The organism is Kumtagia ephedrae (assembly GCF_003012745.1).
GTDB classification, from domain to species: Bacteria; Pseudomonadota; Alphaproteobacteria; order Rhizobiales; family Rhizobiaceae; genus Kumtagia; species Kumtagia ephedrae.
On sequence record NZ_PXYK01000004.1, the window covers coordinates 1 to 18,448 of the forward strand.

Here is an 18,448-nt window from a genome sequence, read left to right on the forward strand (position 1 = left end):
CCAGGATGGCGCGCGACGAAACGGCGGGACGGGTCATAAACGGCTCCGATCTAGCGAAGCCGCCCATGAATCACACATCACACCTGATCCGCTACCCCAACCGCGTTAACCTGAAGCGATTGCCCTGCGGTGAACCCGCCGCGGCATGGCAGAATGCGGCCTGCCTGTGCTAAGGCTCGAGCCGAAGAATCGGGAAACCGGCCCATGCGACTGCTGCCGCTCTGCATGACCCTGGCCCTGGCCTTGCTCACGGGCTGCCAGAGCACGCCGCCCGAAAAATTCTTCGTTCCGGCCTGCACGCAGCACCGCTACGACGCGGGCTTCTGCGACACGCCGTCGAATTTCAACCTGTTCGCGACCATCGTGACCGGCCGGGTCCAGTAAAGGCTCAGGACTTTCCGGAACCCCTGGCGGCTTCCGCAAGCGTCGAGGCGACGGCGGCGGCGGCCTTGGCCACACCGGCGGCGAGCGCGCCGGCCGTGGCGTCCCCTGCGGCTATCCGCAGATCGAGCAGCGGCATCAGGCCGAGGCGCTGGACAACCGCCGCGCCGCCAGGTTCCACAGGCTGTTGCGCGACCAGGCAATGGTCGATCGCTCCCGGCTGCAGCGCCTGCAGTACAGCGGCAGCGGCGATCGCCGCGTCACCGTCCAGGATGACCGGGATACGTTCGGTTCGCGCGGCGAGAACGGCGCCGGCGATGGCAGCGAACTCGCGGCCGCCGAGGCGCCGCAGGATTTCGAGCGGATCCTTCAGATGGCCGCGATGCAGCGCCAGCGCGCGGTCGACGACCGCCGCCTTGCGGGCCAGCATCGCGCCATCGGCACCGGAACCCGGCCCGACCCAGTCCGCTCCGCCGCCGCCGAACAGCGCGGCGAACAGCGCCGCCGTCACGGTGGAGCTGCCGACGCCGAGATGACCGACGACGAGCAGGTCGGTGCCGCCGGCGACCGATTCCATGCCGAAGGCCATGGTGGCGGCGCAACCGCGCTCGTCAAGCGCCGCCTCTTGCGAAATGTCGCCGGTCGGCAGGTGCAGCGCCAGGTCGAACACCTTCAGGCCAAGGTCGTGCGCCAGGCAGACGCCGTTGATGGCGGCGCCGCCGGCGCCCCGGAGTTCGACGGCGCGCGCCGTTTCCTCCGCCGGCCGCGGCGACACGCCGGCGGCGGCGACTCCGTGGGTGCCGGCAAAGACGGCGACAAGCGGCCGCCGCACCGCCGGCGCGCGGCCGCTCCAGCACGCCAGCCATGCGGCCGTCTCCTCCAGCCGGCCGAGCCCGCCAGGCTGCCCGCCGGCAGCAGCGAAGTCCGACCGGACACGGCGCTCGGCCGCCTCGTCGCCCTGCGGCAGCCGCCCGGCCAGGGTGCGAAAATCGTCGAAGGGAAGTCCGGAAGTCATGTCGTATCCGCCTGCAGGCAACGTCGTCGGCAGGCGGCATAGACGCAACTTGGCCGTGGCACAATCGCGACCTTGCATTGCAGCCCTGCCTGTCCCATGTCAGAGGCCCGATGGAAACCGCATGGCCGTGATCGAATCCCCCTGCATCCTCGTCTGCTCGATCGACACGAAGACCGGCTATTGCTTCGGCTGCGGGCGCACACGCGAGGAGATCGCCGCCTGGATCACCATGTCGCCCGACGAGCGGCGCCGCACCATGGCGTTGCTGCCGGCGCGGCTGGAGACGGTGGAGCGGCGGCCGCGGCGCGAGACGCGGCGGGCGCGCATGGCGCGCGAGCGCGCGGAGTGAGGCGATGAACCGCTTCGCCATCGGCCTGCTCATCCTCGGCGTGGGACTGGTCGTGCTCCTGTGGACGCATGACGACGGCTCCGTGGCCGGACTGAGCAGCGGCGAGTTCGGGCGGCTGGTCTATGCCGGGGCGCTCATGGCGGTGCTCAGCGCCGGCGTCGTGGCACTGTTTCGCGGCAACTCCGGCGGCACGCTGCGCAGCGTGGTGGCCTGGCTCGCCATCATCCTGGCGCTGGTCGCCGGCTATCAGTACCGCTACGAACTGCAGGACGTGCTGAGCCGCGTCTCCGCCGGGCTCGTCCCCGGCAGCCCGCTGTCTATCACGGACGCGGACGGCCGCGCCACGGTGATGATGGAGAAGCGGCAGAACGGCCATTTCGAGGTGCGCGGCTCGGTCGACGGCTCGCCGGTCGCCTTCCTGGTCGACACCGGCGCCACCAGCACGGTGCTGACGGCGGCGGATGCGCGGCGCGCCGGCTTCGACACCGCGGCGCTGTCCTTCTCCATTCCCGTCGCCACCGCCAACGGCACGGCCCGCGCAGCCGCGGTCCGTGTGCAGGAGGTGACGGTCGGCGCCATCGTGCGCCGCAACCTCACGGTCCTGGTGGCGGCCGATGGCTCGCTCGACCAAAGCCTTCTTGGCATGAACTTCATCTCGACGCTGTCCGGCTTCGACATGCGCGGCGACCGCCTGATCCTGCGCGACTGAGCGCGGAGCCTCGACGGAGGCCAGGCGGATTTCCGGTCACGCCGCTTCGGCCGCCCGCTCGTCCTCCACCGCCGCGAAGGCGCGACGCAGCACCGCCGAATCGGCACCCGGGCGCGTCGCCTCGGTCGACAGTATCTGGCGGAAGCGGCGGGCGCCCGGTCGGCCGTGGAAAAGCCCGACCATATGGCGCGTGACATGCGCCAGCCGCCCGCCCGCGGCGATATGGGCGTCGGCGTAGGCGGCCATCGTCTCCAGCAGTGCGGCGAAATCGACCGGCGCAGGATCGGCATCGACCAAGGCGTCGACGTCGGCCAGAATCGCCGGCACATGATAGGCGGCGCGGCCGAGCATCACGCCATCGACATGGCCGAGATGCGCCTTCGCCTCGGCGACCGTCTGGATGCCGCCATTGATGCCTATGAACTTTTGCGGCAGGCGCCGCTTCAGCCGGTAGACGCGGCCGTAGTCGAGCGGCGGGATGTCGCGGTTCTCCTTCGGGCTCAGCCCCTGCAGCCAGGCTTTTCGCGCATGCACCCACAGAGCGTCGGCACCCGCGGCGAAAACGGCGTCGGCCAGCGTATCGAGCGCCGGCTCCGGATCCTGCTCGTCGACGCCGATGCGGCACTTGACCGTGACCGGCACGTTGACGGCGCGCTTCATCGCCGCGACGCAAGCCGCCACCAGCGCCGGCGTCTTCATCAGGCAGGCGCCGAACGTGCCCGACTGCACGCGATCGGAGGGGCAGCCGCAGTTGAGGTTGATCTCGTCGTAGCCAAAGGCTTCGCCGATCCGCGCGGCTTCCGCCAGCTTGTGCGGATCGGAGCCGCCGAGCTGCAGCGCCGTCGGATGCTCGGCCGGATGGAAGCCGAGCAGCCGCTGGCGCTCGCCATGGATCGCCGCATCGGCGACGATCATCTCGGTATAGAGCAGCGCCCGTCGCGTGAGCTGGCGATGGAAGAACCGGCAATGCCGGTCCGTCCAATCCATCATGGGAGCAACGGCAACGCGAAAGCCATTGTAATTGCTTGATTTTCTTTCCGTCATAACAACTAGATGGGCCTCAAGCGGTACTGTTTCGAGCGCATTTGGTCGATTTTGGCCCATTTTTTCTGCCAAAGTACAGCAATGCTGCATGGCGGCCGTCCGTGCTGTAGCGCGATCGCGACCGAGACACCACGATCACAGCACGCAAAACGAGGGCATGGTTCGATGGAGTACCATGCCAGTTCATCATCGAGCGCAATGGCAGGATTGGCCTCCAGAGAGGCCCGACCCTCGAAGCCGCTGCCACCCCATATGCCTGCACCGCCGGCGAGCGATCCCGGGCTCGACGCCGAACACAGCTTCTCGTGAGGAACGCGCGCGCCGATGGTCAAGAAACATGACTCTTGGTTGGCTACCGCGGTGTCGCGTGCAGCGACGGCGCCATGCCGCCGGGGCAAGACGCGGGGCAAGCTTTGGCGGCGCGTTACCGGCTGCCCAGGAAGGCAATGATGGCGCGCCGCTCGTCCGCGTTGTTGAAGCGCTGGACCATCCTGGTGCCGCGTACCATCGCGGTCGGATTGGCGAGATAGGTCTCCAGCGTCTCGGGCGTCCAGGTGATGCCGGAATTGCGCAGGGCGGGCGAGTAGTTGAACCCTTCGACGCCGCCGGCGGCGCGGCCGACCACGCCTTGCAGGTGGGGCCCGGCACCGTTGCGGGTGGTGGCGATCTGGTGGCAGGCGCCGCAGCGCTGCCGGAACAGGCGCTCGCCCGAAGCGGCATCCGTCTCCTGGGCAACGGACGGAGCCGTTGTCCAGGAAGCGGCGATCACCGTGAAGACCGCGAGTACGGCGTTCCTCATCCTTCCATGCCTTTCAGGTCGAGCTTCGACAGCGGCAGGCTGCGGATGCGCTGGCCCGTCAGCACGGAAGCGGCGTTGACCACCGCCGGCGGCACGCCGGGCAGGCCCGGCTCGCCGATGCCGCCCATCGGCGCGCCGCTTTCGACGATGCGCACATGCACGCGCGGCATGCGGTCGGGCGGCAGGATGGGATAGCCGTCGAAATTGCGCGCCTGCGGCATGCCGTCGACATAGACGACTTCCTCCAGCAGCGCCGACGACAGGCCGAGGGCGACGGCCGAATTGACCTGAGCCTCGATGATGGCCGGATTGACGATGCTGCCGGGATCGATCGCCACCCAGACGTCGTGGACGATGACCCCGCCGTCCCGCAGCGACACTTCGGCGATGGTCGCGACCTCGCTGCCGAAAGGCGAGGCCATGGCGACGCCGCGCGCCCGCCGCGTGCCATCCTCGGCGGCGAAGGGGCCGCGCTTCCATCCGCCGGACAGATCGGCCACGGCCTCGAGCAGGTTTTTATGCCGCCGGCTGTCCGCCAGAAGCCGCAGCCGCAGGCCGTAGGGGTCCTGACGGCCGGCGTCGGCCATCTCGTCGAAGAATGTCTCGTAGAAGAAGTCGTTCATCGAATGGCCGACCGAACGCCAGAAACCGATGATCGCCGGATCATCGACATGGATCTGGCCGACGCGCCGGTTGGCGATGGCATAGACTTTCCCGGCAATGCCTTCGACCGCCGAGCTGTCGACCTTGTCGGGCTGGCGTCCGAACCAGCGGCCGGTCGGACCTTCGCCGACCGCGACCGCGTCAAGCGCGACCGGCAGGCCGGCGGCATCCAGTCCGGCGCGGAAGCGCACCGCCCCCATCGGCCGCAGCGTGTCGCGCAGAAACTCCTCCTCGCGGCTCCAGATGAGCTTGACCGGACGGCCCACGGCCTTCGAAAGCAGGATTGCCTGCGGATAGGGATTGGCCGTCTGGTAAAGGAAATGCCGGCCGAAGAAGCCGCCGAGCATCGGGGAATGGATGATCACCTTGTCCGGCCCGATGCCCGCGACCTTCGCTGCATCGGCCTGGAACATCTCCGGCGCCTGGTTGGGGATCCAGAGCTCCAGCGTGCCGTCCTCGTTCCAGCGCGCGATCGCAGAAGGCGGCTCCAACTGGCCGTGGACGAGATACGGGGCGTCATAGGCCGCCTCCACGACGCGCGCGGCACCTTCGAGCGCCCCTGCCGGATCGCCGACCGTTTCGAAGGCGACACCTTCACCCGGCGTCGCCTTCAACGCCGCCATATGCGTTTCCGACGAAAAATCCGACGGCATCGCGTGCGGCGTTCCGGCAGTGGGCTCCGTCCAGGTCACCTGCAGGGTCTCGACCGCCCGGCGCGCGCGCCACCAGCTATCGGCGACCACCGCGACGGCGCCGGGCAGCCGGTGAACCGAGTGCACGCCCGGCCTGGCCAGAACTTCCGCCTCATTGGCGAGCATACCCGGCTCGCCGCCGAGGCGCGGGCTGTGCTGGACGGCCGCATGCAGCATGCCGTCGATCTTGAGATCGATCGCATACTGCGCGCGCCCGGTGGACTTGTCGCGCGCGTCGAGCCGCGGAACGGGCTTGCCGATCCATCGGAAGTCGGCGTTTACGCGCAGCGCGACGTCGTCCGGGACCTGCAGCTCGGCGGCAGCGCCGGCGATCTCTCCGTAAGGGATTGCCCGGCCGGTCGCGGCATGCACGACGCGGCCCGGTTCCGTCGACAGTTCCGACACAGCAACACCGAGCCGGGCGGCCGCCGCCTCCAGCAGCATCCGGCGTGCCGAGGCGCCGAGCCTGCGCATCGTCTCGTAGCTCATGCGCACCGACATGCTGCCGCCGGTGAAGCGGCCGCCGCCGGTCAGCAGATAGTCGGGGCCGGGCGGCGCCCCCTCGACCACGAAGTTGACCGGATCGACGTCCAGTTCCTCGCCGACGATCTGCGCCATGGCGGTGAAGATGCCCTGCCCGCCCTCGATGAAGGCGCTGCGGAACAATACCGTGCTGTCGGGCCGGATTTCCAGAAAGGCAGGAATCCGCGTGCCGGGCACGACGGCTGCCTGCGCCCGGGCGCGTCCGACCGGCACCGTGACGGACAGAACGAGCGCCGCGGCACCGCCGAGGAAGCCGCGCCGCGAGATGTTGAGCGGCCTGTCCTCGCCATGTGTCGGCCGGTGGCGGATGGGGGTCAAGTCGTTCATGGCTCGCTCCTCACGCCTGCGCGGCCTGCCGGACGGCAGCCGAGATCGCGTTGTAGGTGCCGCAGCGGCAGAGGTTCACCATCGCTCCGGCGATGTCGTCTTCGGTAGGTTGCGGAGTTTGTTTGAGCAGCGCCGTGGCGGCCATCACCTGGCCGGACTGGCAGTAGCCGCATTGCGGCACCTGGTTGGCGACCCAGGCCTCCACAACTTTCCTGCCCTCCGGATCCTGATCGATCGCCTCGATGGTGGTGATCGCCAGCCCGGCGACGCTGTCGACGGTCGTCACGCAGGAGCGCGTCGCCTGTCCGTCGATCAGCACCGTGCAGGCCCCGCACTGGGCGACGCCGCAGCCATATTTCGTGCCGGTCATGCCGAGCGTGTCGCGCAGCACCCAGAGCAGCGGCGTGTCCGGTTCGACGTCGACCCGATGTGTCGAGCCGTTGACGGTCAGTTCCATGGCCTTCTCCTCATGTTCGCGGAAAGCCAACGTGACTGGCTGTCGGCTCGTCGACCCAAAGAATAGGTGCCTTCGACCACCTCGATTAGACCGCATAATTCGCTTGCGTCTATCGACGGGAAGCATAAATCTCCATGAGATCGGTGGATGCGACATGGCCAAGGAAGACTTCAACGACCTGTTATGGTTCCTGGCTGTAGCCGAGGAGAGGAGCTTCACGCGCGCCGCAGCGAAGCTCGGCATCACACAGTCCACGCTCAGCCATACGATCAAGCGGCTGGAGACGCGGATGGGCATCCGGCTGCTGATGCGCACGACCCGCAGCGTGGCTACGACCGAGGCCGGCGAGCGCCTGCGGCAGTCGCTCGCGCCGCGTTTCGCGGAGATCGAGACGGAGATCGCGGCTCTGATGGAATTCCGCGACAAGCCGGCGGGATCGATCAGGCTGACGCTTTCGGATCACGGATTTGAAAGCATCGTCTGGCCGAAGCTCGGACCGGTGCTCGCCGCCTATCCCGATATCAAGTTGGAGCTCAGCATCGACAATGGGCTGCGCAACATCGTCGAGGACGGGTTCGACGCCGGCATCCGCTTGGGAGAAAGCGTCGAGAAGGACATGATCGCGGTCCGCATCGGCCCCGACTGGCGAATGGTCGCCGTCGCCTCGCCCGATTATTTCGCCGCGCATCCCGCGCCCCTGCATCCGCAGGAGCTGATCGGGCACAACTGCATGAACATGCGCCAGACACGCGGCGGCGGGCTCTATGCCTGGGAGTTCGAGAAGGACGGTCAGGAGCTTCGCGTCCGGGTGGACGGGCAGCTCACCTTCAACACCTCTTACGCAATGGTGGATGCCGCCCTGAAGGGATATGGCATCGCTTTCGTCCCCGAGAGCCTTGTGGAGCGGCTGGTGGCGTCCGGCGAACTCGTCCAGGTGCTCGACGACTGGTGCCCGAAATTCCCGGGCTACTACATCTACTATCCAAGCCGCCGGCAGAACCTGCCGGCGTTCAAGGTGATCGTCGACGCCCTGCGCTACGGAGAGGTTTGAGGTGCTGGCGGCCTCCCGCCATGCCATCAGGGATTCGCACGTTTTTCGAAAACCTCGCGCGCGACCGGCGCTGCCGAAAACGCGTTCGGCCAACCGGCGTAATAAGCGAGATGGCTGATCACCTCCGAGGCCTCCTCCCGGCTGAGGCCGTTGTCCATGGCGCGGTTCAGATGGAACGGCATCTGGGCGACATGGCCGGCGGAAATCAGCGCGCTGACCGTGACCAGGCTGCGGTCGCGCGGCGCAAGGTCCGGACGCAGCCACAGGTCGCGGAACAGAACCTCCGTCGTGTCCCGCACCAGGCCAGGAGAGGCCGGTCCGGTGGTCTGCTCGACGCTGGCGGCGCGCCGCGCTTCCTGTGCCTCGTCGAGCGGAAGCAGCGCCGGGGCGACCGCTGGGAGCTGGTCGGCGCCGATGCCTTGCTCGGCATAGATGGGCCGCGTCGCGTCGACCGCAGCCATTGCATTGCCCCAGCCCGCATAGAACGCCAGATGCGTGATGATCTCCGAGAGCTCGGCGGGCTTGACGCCATTGTCGAGCGCGCGGCGGATCTGAGCGGGCATGAGACCCGCCTGGTTGCGGGCGATGACGGCCGCGACCGTCACGACGCTGCGGTCGCGCGCCGAAAGGCCCGGCCGTGCCCAGAGCCCCGCGTCGAGGGTCTCCCGTTCATACCGCTGCAGGGCCGGCGCGACCGACGAGACATCATCGTCGGCGCCTGAAGCTGCGCTTGCGCCGACGGGCGCAACGGTCATGGCCAGTGCGAGAGCTGCGAGCGATTTCATGATATTTTCCTTTCGTCGTCAGGTCCGGATCAGCGGTACTGGTCGTCGGTGACGGGCTCGAGCCACCCGACGACCTTGCCATCGCGTGCCGGCGTGATCGCGATATGGCTCATCGGGCTTTCGGAGGCCGCGCCATGCCAGTGCTTCACGCCCGGCGGCGTGGTGATGACATCTCCCGGCTTGATGACGATCTTCTCGCCGCCTTCCTCCTGGACCCAGCCCGTGCCGGCCGTGACGATCAGCGTCTGGCCGGCCGGATGCGTGTGCCAGTGCGAGCGAGCGCCCGGCGTGAACTCGACGAGGCCGCCGCCGGCGTTGCTGTGCTCGCTGGGCGCGAACAGCGGCGTGACCGTGACGACGCCGGTGAAGGTTTCCGCCGGGCCCGGAACGGAGGCCCGCGATCCGTTGGGCGAAACCTGCATAGTCTGGGCCTGGGCAGTGCCGGCGAGCAGCGCCAGCGTTGCGGCGGTCAGGGACAAAGAGTTCGTCATCGTCTGATATGACTCCATTGATGGGCATGCGAAGGCTGGCGCACAACCAGGCCTGCCGGACGTCCTGCGCGCGCTTGCGGCCATGCCGGTGGAAGGCGCTCGGCGACGCCGGGCGCCTGCTCAGACCCGGAGCAGCACCTTGATGGCCCGCCGCTCGTCCATGGCGCGGTAGCCTTCCGCGACCTCCGCCAACGGCAGCTGGAGGTCGAAGACCTTGCCGGGCTTGATCCTGCCCGTCAGCACGCGGTCCATGAGATCCGGCAGGAAGCGGCGCACCGGCGCCGGGCCGCCGAGCATGCGCTTCTGGCCGAAGAAAAGCTGCTGGCCGTCGAATTTGACGTCGTGCGGCACGCCGACATAGCCGATCGTGCCGCCCGGGCGCGAGCAGGCCAGCGCCTGATCGAACGACCCCGCCGTGCCGACGCATTCCAGCACCGAATCCGCGCCGACGCCCCCGGTGAGTTCCTTGATGCGCGCCACCCCTTCGTCGCCGCGCTCGGCCACGATGTCGGTCGCGCCGAATTCACGGGCGAGCTTCTGGCGGCTCTCGTGGCGGCTCATGGCGATGATGCGCTCCGCGCCCATCTCCCTGGCCGCGAGCACGCCCATCAGGCCGACGGCACCGTCGCCGACCACGACGACGGTCGAGCCTTCCCGGACCTCGGCCGCATCGGCGGCGTACCAGCCGGTGCCCAGCACGTCCGACGCGGCCAGCAGGTCCGGCACGAGATCGGCGGGCGGAATCTCGGCGGTGGCCACCAGCGTCCCGTCGGCCAGCGGCACGCGGGCGTAAGGCGCCTGTGCTCCGGTCATGAACTCGCGCTGCACGCAGGAGGACTGGAAACCGAAGCGGCAATGCGGACAGGTGTTGTCGGAGATGCAGAACGAGCCGACGACGAACTGGCCGGGGCGGATCGTGCGCACCTCGCCGCCGACCTCGACCACGACGCCGCAATATTCGTGGCCCATGTGCATGGGACGGTCCACCGGCTGCAGCCCGCGGAACGGCCACAGATCCGACCCGCAGATGCAGCTGGCGGCCAGTTTTATGATGGCATCCGTGGGCTGAAGGATTTTTGGGTCGGTGACCTCCTCGCAGCTTATGTCGCCCGGCTTGTGGAGAATGGTTGCGAGCATGGACTTGCTCCTTTCTGGCTTGCGTCAGGCAATGGCCTCGATGCGCAGCGGGAATTCGCCACGCACATGCAGGGCCTCGTATCCCTCGTCGAAGCGGCCGAGCCGGATCAGGCCGGGATGACGGTAGTCGGCATAGAACATCGCCAGATTGCCCCAGGGCATGTAGTAGCAGAGGTCGTAGGGCTTCTCGTTGCCGAACGGGCCGCTGCCCTCCTCGGTGAGCTTGCGCGGGAGATGTGCGATCTTCTCGTTGTTGCTGAAATCCTCGATCGTCAGGTCGAGCGGCAGCATCGAGAAGAAATCCCGCGCCGACGGATTGTCGTACAGCGTGGCGGTCATGGTGCGGCCGTCGAAAATCATCCTGATTTGCATATCGCTGGGCTCCTGGCTGGCCGGGTCCCTGCCCTGCTGGCCGTAAGCCAGCCGCGGCAGGACGGTTGTCGCGAGTGCCGTGCCGAGCAATGTGCGACGATTGACGGCGGGCAGATGGATGGTCATGGCAGGGATCTCCGGCTCGCGTGCCATGCAGCGATCGCGAACAGCGATGACGCGCACAGTAGCGCCGCGCCGAATGTGAACGCGCTCCACCAGCCGAACGCATCGAACAGCATACCACCGATCGCCGCGCCGCCGGTGATCGCGAACTGGATGACGGCGACCTGCAGCCCGCCGCCGGCCTCGGCGTCGTCCGGAAGCGTGCGGGCGAGCCAGGTGCCCCAGCCGACCGGCGCGGCGGTGCCGAAGAAGCCCCAGGCGGCGAGTAGTAGCGACACCGGAACGGGCATCGCTCCGAGGCCGACCAGTCCGACGGCGAGACCAGCCATCACGAGCGGGATGGTGATCAGGACGCCGAACAGGCGCTCCCGCAGCAGCCCTCCGATGCACCAGGTGCCGGCGACGCCTGCCAGCCCCATGACCAGCAGCATCGCCGAAAGCGCCGAAATGCCGAGACCAGTCACTGTCTCGAGAAAGGGACGCAGATAGGTGAAGAGCGCGAACTGACCCGTGAAAAGCATCAGGATGGACGCCATGCCGAGTGCCACAGGGCGGCGGCCGAGCAGCGCCAGCACGTTGCCGGTCGCCCGCCTTCCGCGCGGCGGAAGCGCCGGCAGGCTGATCCACTGCCAGACCAGCGCCAGCAGGCCGAGCGGCACGACGAGGAAGAAGGCGCCGCGCCAGCCGACATAGGCGCCGAGGAAGCTGCCCAGCGGCGCGGCGATCGTGGCCGCGATGGCATTGCCGGCATTCAGCATGGCGAGGCCCCTGGGGACGAGGTCTTCGGGCACGAGACGCATGACGATAGCAGTCGACATCGACCAGAAGCCGCCGATCGCGACGCCTAGCAGTGCCCGACCGACCATAAGGAATGCGTAGTTCGGGGCGAAGGTGACAGCGAGCCCGGACACGATCAGGAGCACTGTGAAGCCGATAACGACAAGCTTGCGGTCGATCCGGCGCGTGAGGCTCGCCACCAGCAGGCTGGTCAGCACGGCGAAGGCACCGGAGATCGAGATGGCCTGACCGGTCCGTCCCTCGGTGATGCCGAGGTCGGCCGCGATCGGCGAGAGCAGGCTGACCGGCATGAACTCCGACGCGATCAGAACGGAAACGCACAGCGCCATCGAAAATACTGCGCCCCATGCGGCGCGGCCGCGGACAAGCCGTGTGTCGTAGGTGGCTTCCATGGCGGACGTCCTGGCAGCGCGGCAGCCGGCTGGTTCATCCCGCCGATCTACCGCTATGCCCGGGAAAATAGCGTCCCCATGCCGATCGCATTAGGCGGACCAATCCAATTGGACTTATCGATATGCGCCATGAATTGGGACTGCCGGAAGTCACCGAAGGCCACTCGGAAGCAAGCAGGGCAAACCCTCGCGCTCATGCCATAGCGTGGCAGACGGCGAGCCGCACGCACTGTCAGGGCGAGATCGCCGCCATCCGAAATATCCGCCAAGGACAGGAGGGGCATGGAATCCGGCGTCCGGCTTGTGGCATATGCCTGAAGGCACAATGACTCGGCCTCTTCGCACCTCGCCGAAGAACGCCCGACCGACGAGGGACGACGCGCAGACCATGTCCACCGACACGATCCTCTCCCGTTTCACGCTTCCCGGCCGGGTCGCCGTCGTCACCGGCGGCGGCGCCGGGATCGGCCAGGCCGCCGCGCACCACCTGGCCGCCGCGGGCGCCGCCGTCTGCGTCGTCGATCGCGATGCCGGCAAAGGCGCTGCGGTCGCGCAGGCGATCGGCGAGGCTGGCGGCAAGGCGATCTCCTTCGCCGTCGACGTCAGCGACGAGGCGGCCGTGGCGGCCGCCTTCGACGCGGTCGCGGAAACGTTCGGCGGCATCGACGTCTTGGTCAACAACGCCGGCATGGCGATCCGCTCGCCGGCGCTCGACATGCCGGTCGAGGACTGGAACAAGGTGCTCGCCGTCAACATGACGGGCATGTTCATCGTCGCCCGGCTGGCGGCGCGCAAAATGGCCGGCAAGGGCGGCGCAATCGTCAACACCGCCTCGATCATGGGGCTGTCCGGCGGGCTCTATCCCAATGTCGCCTACCAGTCGACCAAGGGCGGCGTCGTCAACATGACGCGTGCGCTGGCGCTCGAATGGGCGCCGCTCGGCATCCGCGTCAACGCGGTCGCCCCGACCTATGTGCGCACCTCGTTCATCCAGCCGCTGCTGGACGATCCCGAGCGCATGGCGACGATCGTCGCGGCGACGCCGATGGGCCGCATCGCGGAACCGGAGGAGGTCGCGGATGCGATCCTGTTCCTGGCCTCGCCGGCGGCCGCGATGATCACCGGCGCCATCCTGCCGGTCGACGGCGGGTTTCTCGCCCGCTGAGCGGCCGTCCGGCCCGCCGCTATCGTGGAAGCCGGGCCGCGATCATCTCGCCGCCGACACCTTGCGAAAACTCGACGGCGACATTCCGGCGAGTTTTCGGAACGATTTGTTGAAGGCGCTGAGTGAGCCGAAGCCGCTCTCCATGGCGACCTCGATGACGTTGACGTCCTCGTTCATCAGCAGCGCCTGGGCGTAGCTCAGCCTGAGCAGGCTGACATATTCGTTGAGCGTCATGCCGGTCGACTTGCGGAACAGGCTCATTGCGTATTTCGGATGGATGCCGGCGGCCGCCGCGATATCGACCGAATCGATGTCGTCGAGAAAGCCGTTGGCGATGAAATCGCACATGCGCCGCACGGCGCGCGACGCCTGCTGATCGGACGGACCGGGGGCGGCTGCCGCGCCGGATGTCCCCGGCACCAGGCGATAGGGCTCGAAGCGGACCCGCTCCAGCCGCAGCAGCAACTCGTCCACTGCGTGCTCGGCGCGGGCGGCGTCGCCGGAGCGCACATAGAGGTTCCAGCGGGCGAAATTCTCATAGTCGGCGGCATCGGTCGCCTGCGAGACCAGCGTCTCGCCGGCCATGAGGCGACGCGGCACATCATCGGGCAGGTGCAGGCGGAAGAAGTGCACCAGCGGCAGATGCGCGCCGGCATAGATGGTGTCCTCGCTGCGCCAGTCCATCTGATGCGGCAGGCCGCCCCAGAACAGGCAAAGGTCGCCGGCCGACAGGATCATTTCATGGTCGGCCATCAGGTAGTGCACGGTGCCGCGCATGATGAAATTGACTTCTACCTGGGCATGCCAGTGCGGCGTCGTCATCAGGGCCGGATGGTTGTGGAACATCTGCAGCGCCATCGGCGCGCTTTCGACCGAGCTGATCCCGGGCTGCCACACCGAACCGCCGATGACCCTACCATTCGCCAAATGGATGTTCCCCTTGGAAGAGACGCGGGAGGGACGGCAGTCTAGCGTCACAATTCCGCGGCGCAAACGAATTGGGAGGAGAACCAATGCCGAGCCTGTCGGTACTGTCCCTGACGTCCAATGGCTACCGGCTCGACGACAGCCCGGCGCGTCTCGGCCGGCTGACCGCCAGCGATCCGGCCGAGCCGCTCGACCGGCTGGCGGCACGCTACGAGGAGCAGGGCTATCTGTGGCTGAAGGGTCTCCTGTCGCGCGACGAGGTGCTGGCGTTCCGCCGCTATTTCTTCGGCCAGTTCGCCACCACCGGCCTGCTTGCGCCCGGCACCGACCCGGGTGACGGCATAGCCAGTTCCGCGCCCGAAGCAGGTGGGAACGCACGGAAAGTGCTGTTCGAGATCGTGCGCTCCGCCGCCTACGAATCGTTCTGCCTGAAGCAGCAGCTCTGGATGTTCCTGGACCGGTTCCTCGGCGGCATGTCGTATCTGCACAAGCGCAAGCTGATCCGCTACACGAAACCCGGCGACGCATCCTCGACGGGCGCCCATTACGACCTGGTCTACCTGCGCGGCGGCACGCGCCGGCTGGTCACCGCGTGGATTCCCGTCGGCGACGTGCCGGTGCGCATGGGCGGCCTCGTCTATCTCGAGGGCTCGCATAGCCTCGGGCGCCGGCTGGAGGACGAGTTCGCCAGCGCCAATGCCGATCTGCCTCCGGACGAGCGGGTCAGCGCCTTCAACAGGAACATGTCGGAAACCGGCTGGATATCGAAGAATCTGCCGGAGATGGCCGAGCGCTTCGACCGGCGCTGGCTGGTCGCCGACTACGAGGCTGGTGACGTGGTCCTGCACAGCCCCTACACGATCCACGCGGCCACGACCAACGCCGATCCCCACGGTGTCATGCGGCTGTCGACGGATATCCGCTACCAGCCCGTCGCCGACGATATCGATGCGCGCTGGTCGAGTCATTGGTCGCCCGACGACGGGCTGTAGGACGCACGATCTTACCATCCGGCAAGTTCATGTTCCATTTGCGGAAGACGGGCGCGGCGGAGGGTCTAGTCTGGGGCGGCTCCGACAGAGAGCTTAGAAATGGGAGGAATTCATGCGTCGTACCGAACTGGCGTGCGCCACGCTTGCGTTTGCGCTGATATCCGGCTCTGCTTTTGCGCAATCCGGTGAGATCACGGCCTGGAGCTGGAACATCGCGGCGTCCTCGCTGAAGGCGACGGTCCCCGGCTTCAACAAGCAGTTTCCCGACGTGAAGGTGACGGTCGAGGACCTCGGCAACCAGCAGACCTTCGACAAGATGCTGGCCGGCTGCGCGGCCGGCGGCGTCGGTCTCCCCGACATCATCTCCGTCGAGAACCATGAATCCGAGATATTCTGGAGCCAGTTCCCCGACTGCTTCGTCGACCTGAAGACGCTCGGCTACACCGACGAGATCGCCGCGAAGTTTCCCGACTTCAAGCGCACCGAGCTGGAGGTGGAGGGCAAGGCCTATGCCATGCCCTGGGATTCCGGCCCGGTCACCATGTTCTATCGCCGCGACTTCTACGAGAAGGCCGGCGTCGATCCGGCGTCGCTGAAGACCTGGGACGACTTCATCGCCGCCGGCAAGAAGATCCAGGAGGCCAATCCCGGCGTGTCGATGACGCAGGCCGACATCAACGGCGATTCGGAATTCTTCCGCATGATCGCCAACGAGCAGGGCTGTGGCTATTTCTCCGGCGACGGCCAGTCGATCACCGCCAACCAGCCGGCCTGCGTTACGGCGCTGGAGACGGTGAAGAAGCTGAAGGACAACGGCCTGCTGATCGCCGGCACCTGGGACGAGAAGATCCAGGCCAACAAGGCCGGCACGGTCGCCACGCAGATGTATGGCGGCTGGTACGAGGGCACGATCCGCTCGACCGCTCCAGACCTGTCCGGCAAATGGGGCGTGTACCAGATGCCGAGCGCCAGCGCCGACGGCCCCCGCGCCGCCAATCTGGGCGGTTCGGCGCTGGCCATCTCGGCGAGCTCGAAGAACAAGGAGGCGGCCTGGGCCTATATCAACTACACGCTCGGCACCAATGAGGGCCAGGTGACAATGCTCAAGGAGTTCGGACTGGTGCCTTCGCTGCCGTCGGCGCTGGACGAGCCGTATGTGAAGGAGGACCAGCCCTACTGGGGCGGGCAGAAGGTCTGGGTCGACATCCTGTCGACGCTGCCCAAGGTCAAGCCCAGCCGCGGCACGCCGTTCTTCCAGGACGCCGACAAGATCCTGGTCGCCGCGCAGCTCAAATACCTGAACGGGCAATATGCCGACGCCAAGGCGGCGCTCGACGACGTGGCCAACCAGATCGCCGGCGCGACCGGCCTGCCGGTCGCCGAGTAGCGGCGGCGGGCTGCTGGTTTGTCCCTGGCGCCGCCCCTCACCTGCCTGCCGGCATCCTCTTGCCGTTTACGGGGAGAAGTGCCCGACAGGGCGATGCGGGGCGGCGCCGACCGTCGAAATCCGACTCCCTTGGACTGACAGCCAGGTCACACAATCATGCGGCTGCGAACGCGGACGGCCTACGCCTTCCTGACACCCTATCTGCTGGTCTTCCTGGCCTTCTGGATATGGCCGATCGTCAACTCGTTCTGGCTGTCGTTCCTGAACACCAGGACGGCCAACTGGACGTTCAACCCGCAGGTGACGTGGGGGCGGCTGCTGGTCGACCCCGCTTTCGCCAACGCGCTCAAGAACACGCTGCTCATCCTGGTGATCCAGGTGCCGATCATGATCGCGCTGGCGACGGTGCTCGCCGTGCTGCTCAACTCGCCGGCGCTGAAGGCGAGAGGGCCGTTCCGCTTCGCCTTCTTCGCCCCAGTGGTGGTCGGCGAGGTCGCCTATGCGGCGGTGTTCCGCCTGATGTTCAACGAGTTCGGCATCATCAACAAGCTCGGCATGACGGCCGGATTGCCCGCCGTCGCCTGGCTGTCGGAGCCGACCGCGGCGATGGCGGTGATCATCATCGCGCTCACCTGGCGCTGGGCCGGCTACAACGCCATCATCATCCTAGCCGGCCTGCAGTCGATCCCCGACGACGTCTACGAGGCGGCGACCATCGACGGGGTCTCCAAGTTCAGGCAGTTCCTCTTCATCACGCTGCCGCTCCTGAGGCCGGTCATCATCCTGTGCGTGGTGCTGTCGGTGATCGGCACCATGCAGCTGTTCTCCGAGCCGTTCCTGATCACCAACCGCGGCGGCCCTGGCCAGGCGACCGAGACGCTCGGCCTGTTCCTCTACCGGATGGGCTTCAACACCTTCAACTTCGGCTACGCGTCGGCCATCGCCTACACCATCGCGGCGCTCGCCGTCGCTATCTCGCTTCTCAACCTGTGGATCGGCCGGGAGCGCGAGCAATGAGGAAATCGGTCTCGGAACGCCGGCGCTCGATCGCCCTGCATGCGGCGATGCTGCCGCTCGCCCTGATCTGGCTGTTCCCGCTGTGGGTGATGTTCGTCTACTCGACCATGGACGACAACGGAATCTTCAGCCAGGGCGTCGTGCTCGCCCCCTCCGACCAGTTCGCGGCGAACTTCGCAGCACTCGAGCGTGACGTCGGCTTCATCCGTGCCACCGTAATTTCGGTGATCGTGGCCTTCGTCTACACGCTGCTCTCGGTGGCGCTGACCTCGATGGCGGGCTGGGCGCTCGCCAGCTACCGCTTCGTCGGCAAGGGCGCCGTGCTGGCGACCATACTCGGCACGCTCACCCTGCCCTATTTCGTCGTCGTCATCCCGCAATATGTGATGGTGGCGCGCGACTTCGGCCTGCACAACACCTGGTTCGCGCTGATCGTGCCGCCGCTGTTCAACTCACTCGGCGTGCTGTTCACCCGCCAGACTTTTCGGATGATGCCGCAGGAGCTGTTCGACGCGGCCCGCGTCGAGGGCGTCAGCGAATGGCGCATCTTCCTGTTCGTCGCGCTACCGCTGGCAAGGCCGACGCTCGCCGCGCTGTCGATCATCCTCTTCCTCCACAGCTGGAACAACTATCTGTGGCCGCTGCTCATCAACAGCGACCCATCGATGATGACGGCGCCGGTCGAGCTCGGCAGCCTGATCGGGCTCACCAAGGTGTCGTGGGGCGGCATCATGACCGGCGCGGTCATCCTGACGGCGCCGATGCTCGTGCTGTTCGTGGCGCTGCAGCGCCATTTCATCGCCGGCATCTCGGCCGGTGCGGTCAAGTGAGG

20 protein-coding genes are annotated in these 18,448 nt (G+C 67.3%); 9 read left to right on the forward strand and 11 right to left on the reverse strand.

Going from position 1 to position 18,448, the window contains the following annotated elements; all coding sequences use genetic code 11:
- The first annotated feature begins 204 nt into the window (after nt 1–204).
- Nucleotides 205–384 carry a hypothetical protein gene (locus tag C7I84_RS04715; protein WP_106771009.1) on the forward strand — a complete coding sequence of 60 codons (180 nt, stop codon included), beginning with the start codon at nt 205–207 and terminating at the stop codon, nt 382–384.
- Between the two features lie 4 nt (nt 385–388).
- Here C7I84_RS04715 and C7I84_RS04720 read toward each other — a convergent pair whose 3' ends face one another.
- Nucleotides 389–1,396, reverse strand: coding sequence for a nicotinate-nucleotide--dimethylbenzimidazole phosphoribosyltransferase (locus tag C7I84_RS04720; protein WP_106771010.1), 1,008 nt, complete (start codon nt 1,394–1,396; stop codon nt 389–391).
- Nucleotides 1,397–1,517: 121 nt separating this feature from the next.
- On the opposite strand from C7I84_RS04720, the gene C7I84_RS04725 reads away from it, so the two are divergent.
- Together C7I84_RS04725 and C7I84_RS04730 are read left to right on the forward strand one after the other, a co-directional pair.
- Nucleotides 1,518–1,745: a DUF1289 domain-containing protein gene (locus C7I84_RS04725; protein ID WP_106771011.1), complete on the forward strand. Its 228-nt coding sequence runs from the start codon at nt 1,518–1,520 to the stop codon at nt 1,743–1,745.
- Between the two features lie 4 nt (nt 1,746–1,749).
- Nucleotides 1,750–2,454 carry a TIGR02281 family clan AA aspartic protease gene (locus C7I84_RS04730; protein WP_106771012.1) on the forward strand — a complete coding sequence of 235 codons (705 nt, stop codon included), beginning with the start codon at nt 1,750–1,752 and terminating at the stop codon, nt 2,452–2,454.
- 36 nt (nt 2,455–2,490) lie between these two features.
- On the opposite strand, the gene dusA is transcribed toward C7I84_RS04730, so the two are convergent.
- From dusA to C7I84_RS04750, 4 genes are all read right to left on the reverse strand, one after another.
- Nucleotides 2,491–3,498 carry a tRNA dihydrouridine(20/20a) synthase DusA gene (gene dusA, locus C7I84_RS04735; protein WP_106771013.1) on the reverse strand — a complete coding sequence of 336 codons (1,008 nt, stop codon included), beginning with the start codon at nt 3,496–3,498 and terminating at the stop codon, nt 2,491–2,493.
- Nucleotides 3,499–3,922: 424 nt separating this feature from the next.
- Complete coding sequence (locus tag C7I84_RS04740) at nt 3,923–4,297, reverse strand: c-type cytochrome (protein WP_106771014.1); 375 nt, start codon at nt 4,295–4,297, stop codon at nt 3,923–3,925.
- Nucleotides 4,294–6,522 (reverse strand): xanthine dehydrogenase family protein molybdopterin-binding subunit, encoded by a 2,229-nt coding sequence (locus C7I84_RS04745; RefSeq protein ID WP_106771015.1) that lies wholly within the window; start codon nt 6,520–6,522, stop codon nt 4,294–4,296. The genes C7I84_RS04740 and C7I84_RS04745 overlap by 4 nt, the downstream gene beginning before the upstream one ends.
- A 10-nt stretch (nt 6,523–6,532) precedes the next feature.
- Nucleotides 6,533–6,979, reverse strand: a complete 447-nt coding sequence (locus C7I84_RS04750) for a (2Fe-2S)-binding protein (RefSeq protein ID WP_106771016.1) — start codon at nt 6,977–6,979, stop codon at nt 6,533–6,535.
- A gap of 154 nt (nt 6,980–7,133) precedes the next feature.
- Between C7I84_RS04750 and C7I84_RS04755 the strand changes: the two genes are divergently transcribed.
- Nucleotides 7,134–8,030, forward strand: a complete 897-nt coding sequence (locus C7I84_RS04755) for a LysR family transcriptional regulator (protein WP_106771017.1) — start codon at nt 7,134–7,136, stop codon at nt 8,028–8,030.
- 26 nt (nt 8,031–8,056) lie between these two features.
- Here C7I84_RS04755 and C7I84_RS04760 read toward each other — a convergent pair whose 3' ends face one another.
- The 5 genes from C7I84_RS04760 to C7I84_RS04780 all read right to left on the reverse strand — a co-directional run bounded on the left by C7I84_RS04760 (nt 8,057) and on the right by C7I84_RS04780 (nt 12,128).
- A complete protein-coding gene (locus tag C7I84_RS04760) occupies nt 8,057–8,815 on the reverse strand; it encodes a carboxymuconolactone decarboxylase family protein (RefSeq protein WP_106771018.1) in 759 nt (252 codons plus the stop codon).
- Between the two features lie 29 nt (nt 8,816–8,844).
- Nucleotides 8,845–9,237 carry a (R)-mandelonitrile lyase gene (locus C7I84_RS04765; protein ID WP_106771269.1) on the reverse strand — a complete coding sequence of 131 codons (393 nt, stop codon included), beginning with the start codon at nt 9,235–9,237 and terminating at the stop codon, nt 8,845–8,847.
- A 189-nt stretch (nt 9,238–9,426) separates the two neighbouring features.
- Nucleotides 9,427–10,443 carry a zinc-dependent alcohol dehydrogenase family protein gene (locus C7I84_RS04770; RefSeq protein ID WP_106771019.1) on the reverse strand — a complete coding sequence of 339 codons (1,017 nt, stop codon included), beginning with the start codon at nt 10,441–10,443 and terminating at the stop codon, nt 9,427–9,429.
- Nucleotides 10,444–10,467: 24 nt separating this feature from the next.
- Nucleotides 10,468–10,941: a cyclophilin-like fold protein gene (locus C7I84_RS04775; protein ID WP_165815983.1), complete on the reverse strand. Its 474-nt coding sequence runs from the start codon at nt 10,939–10,941 to the stop codon at nt 10,468–10,470.
- A complete protein-coding gene (locus C7I84_RS04780; protein ID WP_106771020.1) occupies nt 10,938–12,128 on the reverse strand; it encodes an MFS transporter in 1,191 nt (396 codons plus the stop codon). Before C7I84_RS04780 ends, C7I84_RS04775 begins: the two co-directional genes overlap by 4 nt.
- Nucleotides 12,129–12,453: 325 nt before the next feature.
- On the opposite strand from C7I84_RS04780, the gene C7I84_RS04785 reads away from it, so the two are divergent.
- Complete coding sequence (locus tag C7I84_RS04785) at nt 12,454–13,293, forward strand: SDR family NAD(P)-dependent oxidoreductase (protein ID WP_245428316.1); 840 nt, start codon at nt 12,454–12,456, stop codon at nt 13,291–13,293.
- 42 nt (nt 13,294–13,335) lie between these two features.
- Here C7I84_RS04785 and C7I84_RS04790 read toward each other — a convergent pair whose 3' ends face one another.
- A complete protein-coding gene (locus tag C7I84_RS04790; RefSeq protein ID WP_425351301.1) occupies nt 13,336–14,226 on the reverse strand; it encodes a helix-turn-helix domain-containing protein in 891 nt (296 codons plus the stop codon).
- Between the two features lie 80 nt (nt 14,227–14,306).
- On the opposite strand from C7I84_RS04790, the gene C7I84_RS04795 reads away from it, so the two are divergent.
- The 4 genes from C7I84_RS04795 to C7I84_RS04810 all read left to right on the forward strand — a co-directional run bounded on the left by C7I84_RS04795 (nt 14,307) and on the right by C7I84_RS04810 (nt 18,446).
- Entirely contained in the window at nt 14,307–15,212 is a 906-nt protein-coding gene (locus C7I84_RS04795) for a phytanoyl-CoA dioxygenase family protein (RefSeq protein ID WP_106771022.1), read from the forward strand.
- A 112-nt stretch (nt 15,213–15,324) separates the two neighbouring features.
- Nucleotides 15,325–16,599, forward strand: coding sequence for an extracellular solute-binding protein (locus tag C7I84_RS04800; protein WP_106771023.1), 1,275 nt, complete (start codon nt 15,325–15,327; stop codon nt 16,597–16,599).
- Between the two features lie 156 nt (nt 16,600–16,755).
- Nucleotides 16,756–17,616, forward strand: a complete 861-nt coding sequence (locus tag C7I84_RS04805; RefSeq protein WP_106771024.1) for a carbohydrate ABC transporter permease — start codon at nt 16,756–16,758, stop codon at nt 17,614–17,616.
- Entirely contained in the window at nt 17,613–18,446 is an 834-nt protein-coding gene (locus C7I84_RS04810; protein ID WP_106771025.1) for a carbohydrate ABC transporter permease, read from the forward strand. The genes C7I84_RS04805 and C7I84_RS04810 overlap by 4 nt, the downstream gene beginning before the upstream one ends.
- Nucleotides 18,447–18,448 lie beyond the last annotated feature (2 nt).

Excerpts from the sequence above, each read along its gene's own strand:
- C7I84_RS04725 (WP_106771011.1), top strand. The coding sequence starts at position 1,518 with ATGGCCGTGATCGAATCCCCCTGCATCCTCGTCTGCTCGATCGACACG.
- C7I84_RS04730 (WP_106771012.1), top strand. The coding sequence starts at position 1,750 with ATGAACCGCTTCGCCATCGGCCTGCTCATCCTCGGCGTGGGACTGGTC.
- C7I84_RS04750 (WP_106771016.1), bottom strand. The coding sequence starts at position 6,979 with ATGGAACTGACCGTCAACGGCTCGACACATCGGGTCGACGTCGAACCG.
- dusA (WP_106771013.1), bottom strand. The coding sequence starts at position 3,498 with ATGACGGAAAGAAAATCAAGCAATTACAATGGCTTTCGCGTTGCCGTT.
- C7I84_RS04720 (WP_106771010.1), bottom strand. The coding sequence starts at position 1,396 with ATGACTTCCGGACTTCCCTTCGACGATTTTCGCACCCTGGCCGGGCGG.
- C7I84_RS04755 (WP_106771017.1), top strand. The coding sequence starts at position 7,134 with ATGGCCAAGGAAGACTTCAACGACCTGTTATGGTTCCTGGCTGTAGCC.
- C7I84_RS04805 (WP_106771024.1), top strand. The coding sequence starts at position 16,756 with ATGCGGCTGCGAACGCGGACGGCCTACGCCTTCCTGACACCCTATCTG.
- C7I84_RS04780 (WP_106771020.1), bottom strand. The coding sequence starts at position 12,128 with ATGGAAGCCACCTACGACACACGGCTTGTCCGCGGCCGCGCCGCATGG.
- C7I84_RS04770 (WP_106771019.1), bottom strand. The coding sequence starts at position 10,443 with ATGCTCGCAACCATTCTCCACAAGCCGGGCGACATAAGCTGCGAGGAG.
- C7I84_RS04795 (WP_106771022.1), top strand. The coding sequence starts at position 14,307 with ATGCCGAGCCTGTCGGTACTGTCCCTGACGTCCAATGGCTACCGGCTC.
- C7I84_RS04810 (WP_106771025.1), top strand. The coding sequence starts at position 17,613 with ATGAGGAAATCGGTCTCGGAACGCCGGCGCTCGATCGCCCTGCATGCG.
- C7I84_RS04765 (WP_106771269.1), bottom strand. The coding sequence starts at position 9,237 with ATGCAGGTTTCGCCCAACGGATCGCGGGCCTCCGTTCCGGGCCCGGCG.
- C7I84_RS04760 (WP_106771018.1), bottom strand. The coding sequence starts at position 8,815 with ATGAAATCGCTCGCAGCTCTCGCACTGGCCATGACCGTTGCGCCCGTC.
- C7I84_RS04745 (WP_106771015.1), bottom strand. The coding sequence starts at position 6,522 with ATGAACGACTTGACCCCCATCCGCCACCGGCCGACACATGGCGAGGAC.
- C7I84_RS04785 (WP_245428316.1), top strand. The coding sequence starts at position 12,454 with ATGACTCGGCCTCTTCGCACCTCGCCGAAGAACGCCCGACCGACGAGG.
- C7I84_RS04800 (WP_106771023.1), top strand. The coding sequence starts at position 15,325 with ATGCGTCGTACCGAACTGGCGTGCGCCACGCTTGCGTTTGCGCTGATA.
- C7I84_RS04740 (WP_106771014.1), bottom strand. The coding sequence starts at position 4,297 with ATGAGGAACGCCGTACTCGCGGTCTTCACGGTGATCGCCGCTTCCTGG.
- C7I84_RS04775 (WP_165815983.1), bottom strand. The coding sequence starts at position 10,941 with ATGACCATCCATCTGCCCGCCGTCAATCGTCGCACATTGCTCGGCACG.
- C7I84_RS04715 (WP_106771009.1), top strand. The coding sequence starts at position 205 with ATGCGACTGCTGCCGCTCTGCATGACCCTGGCCCTGGCCTTGCTCACG.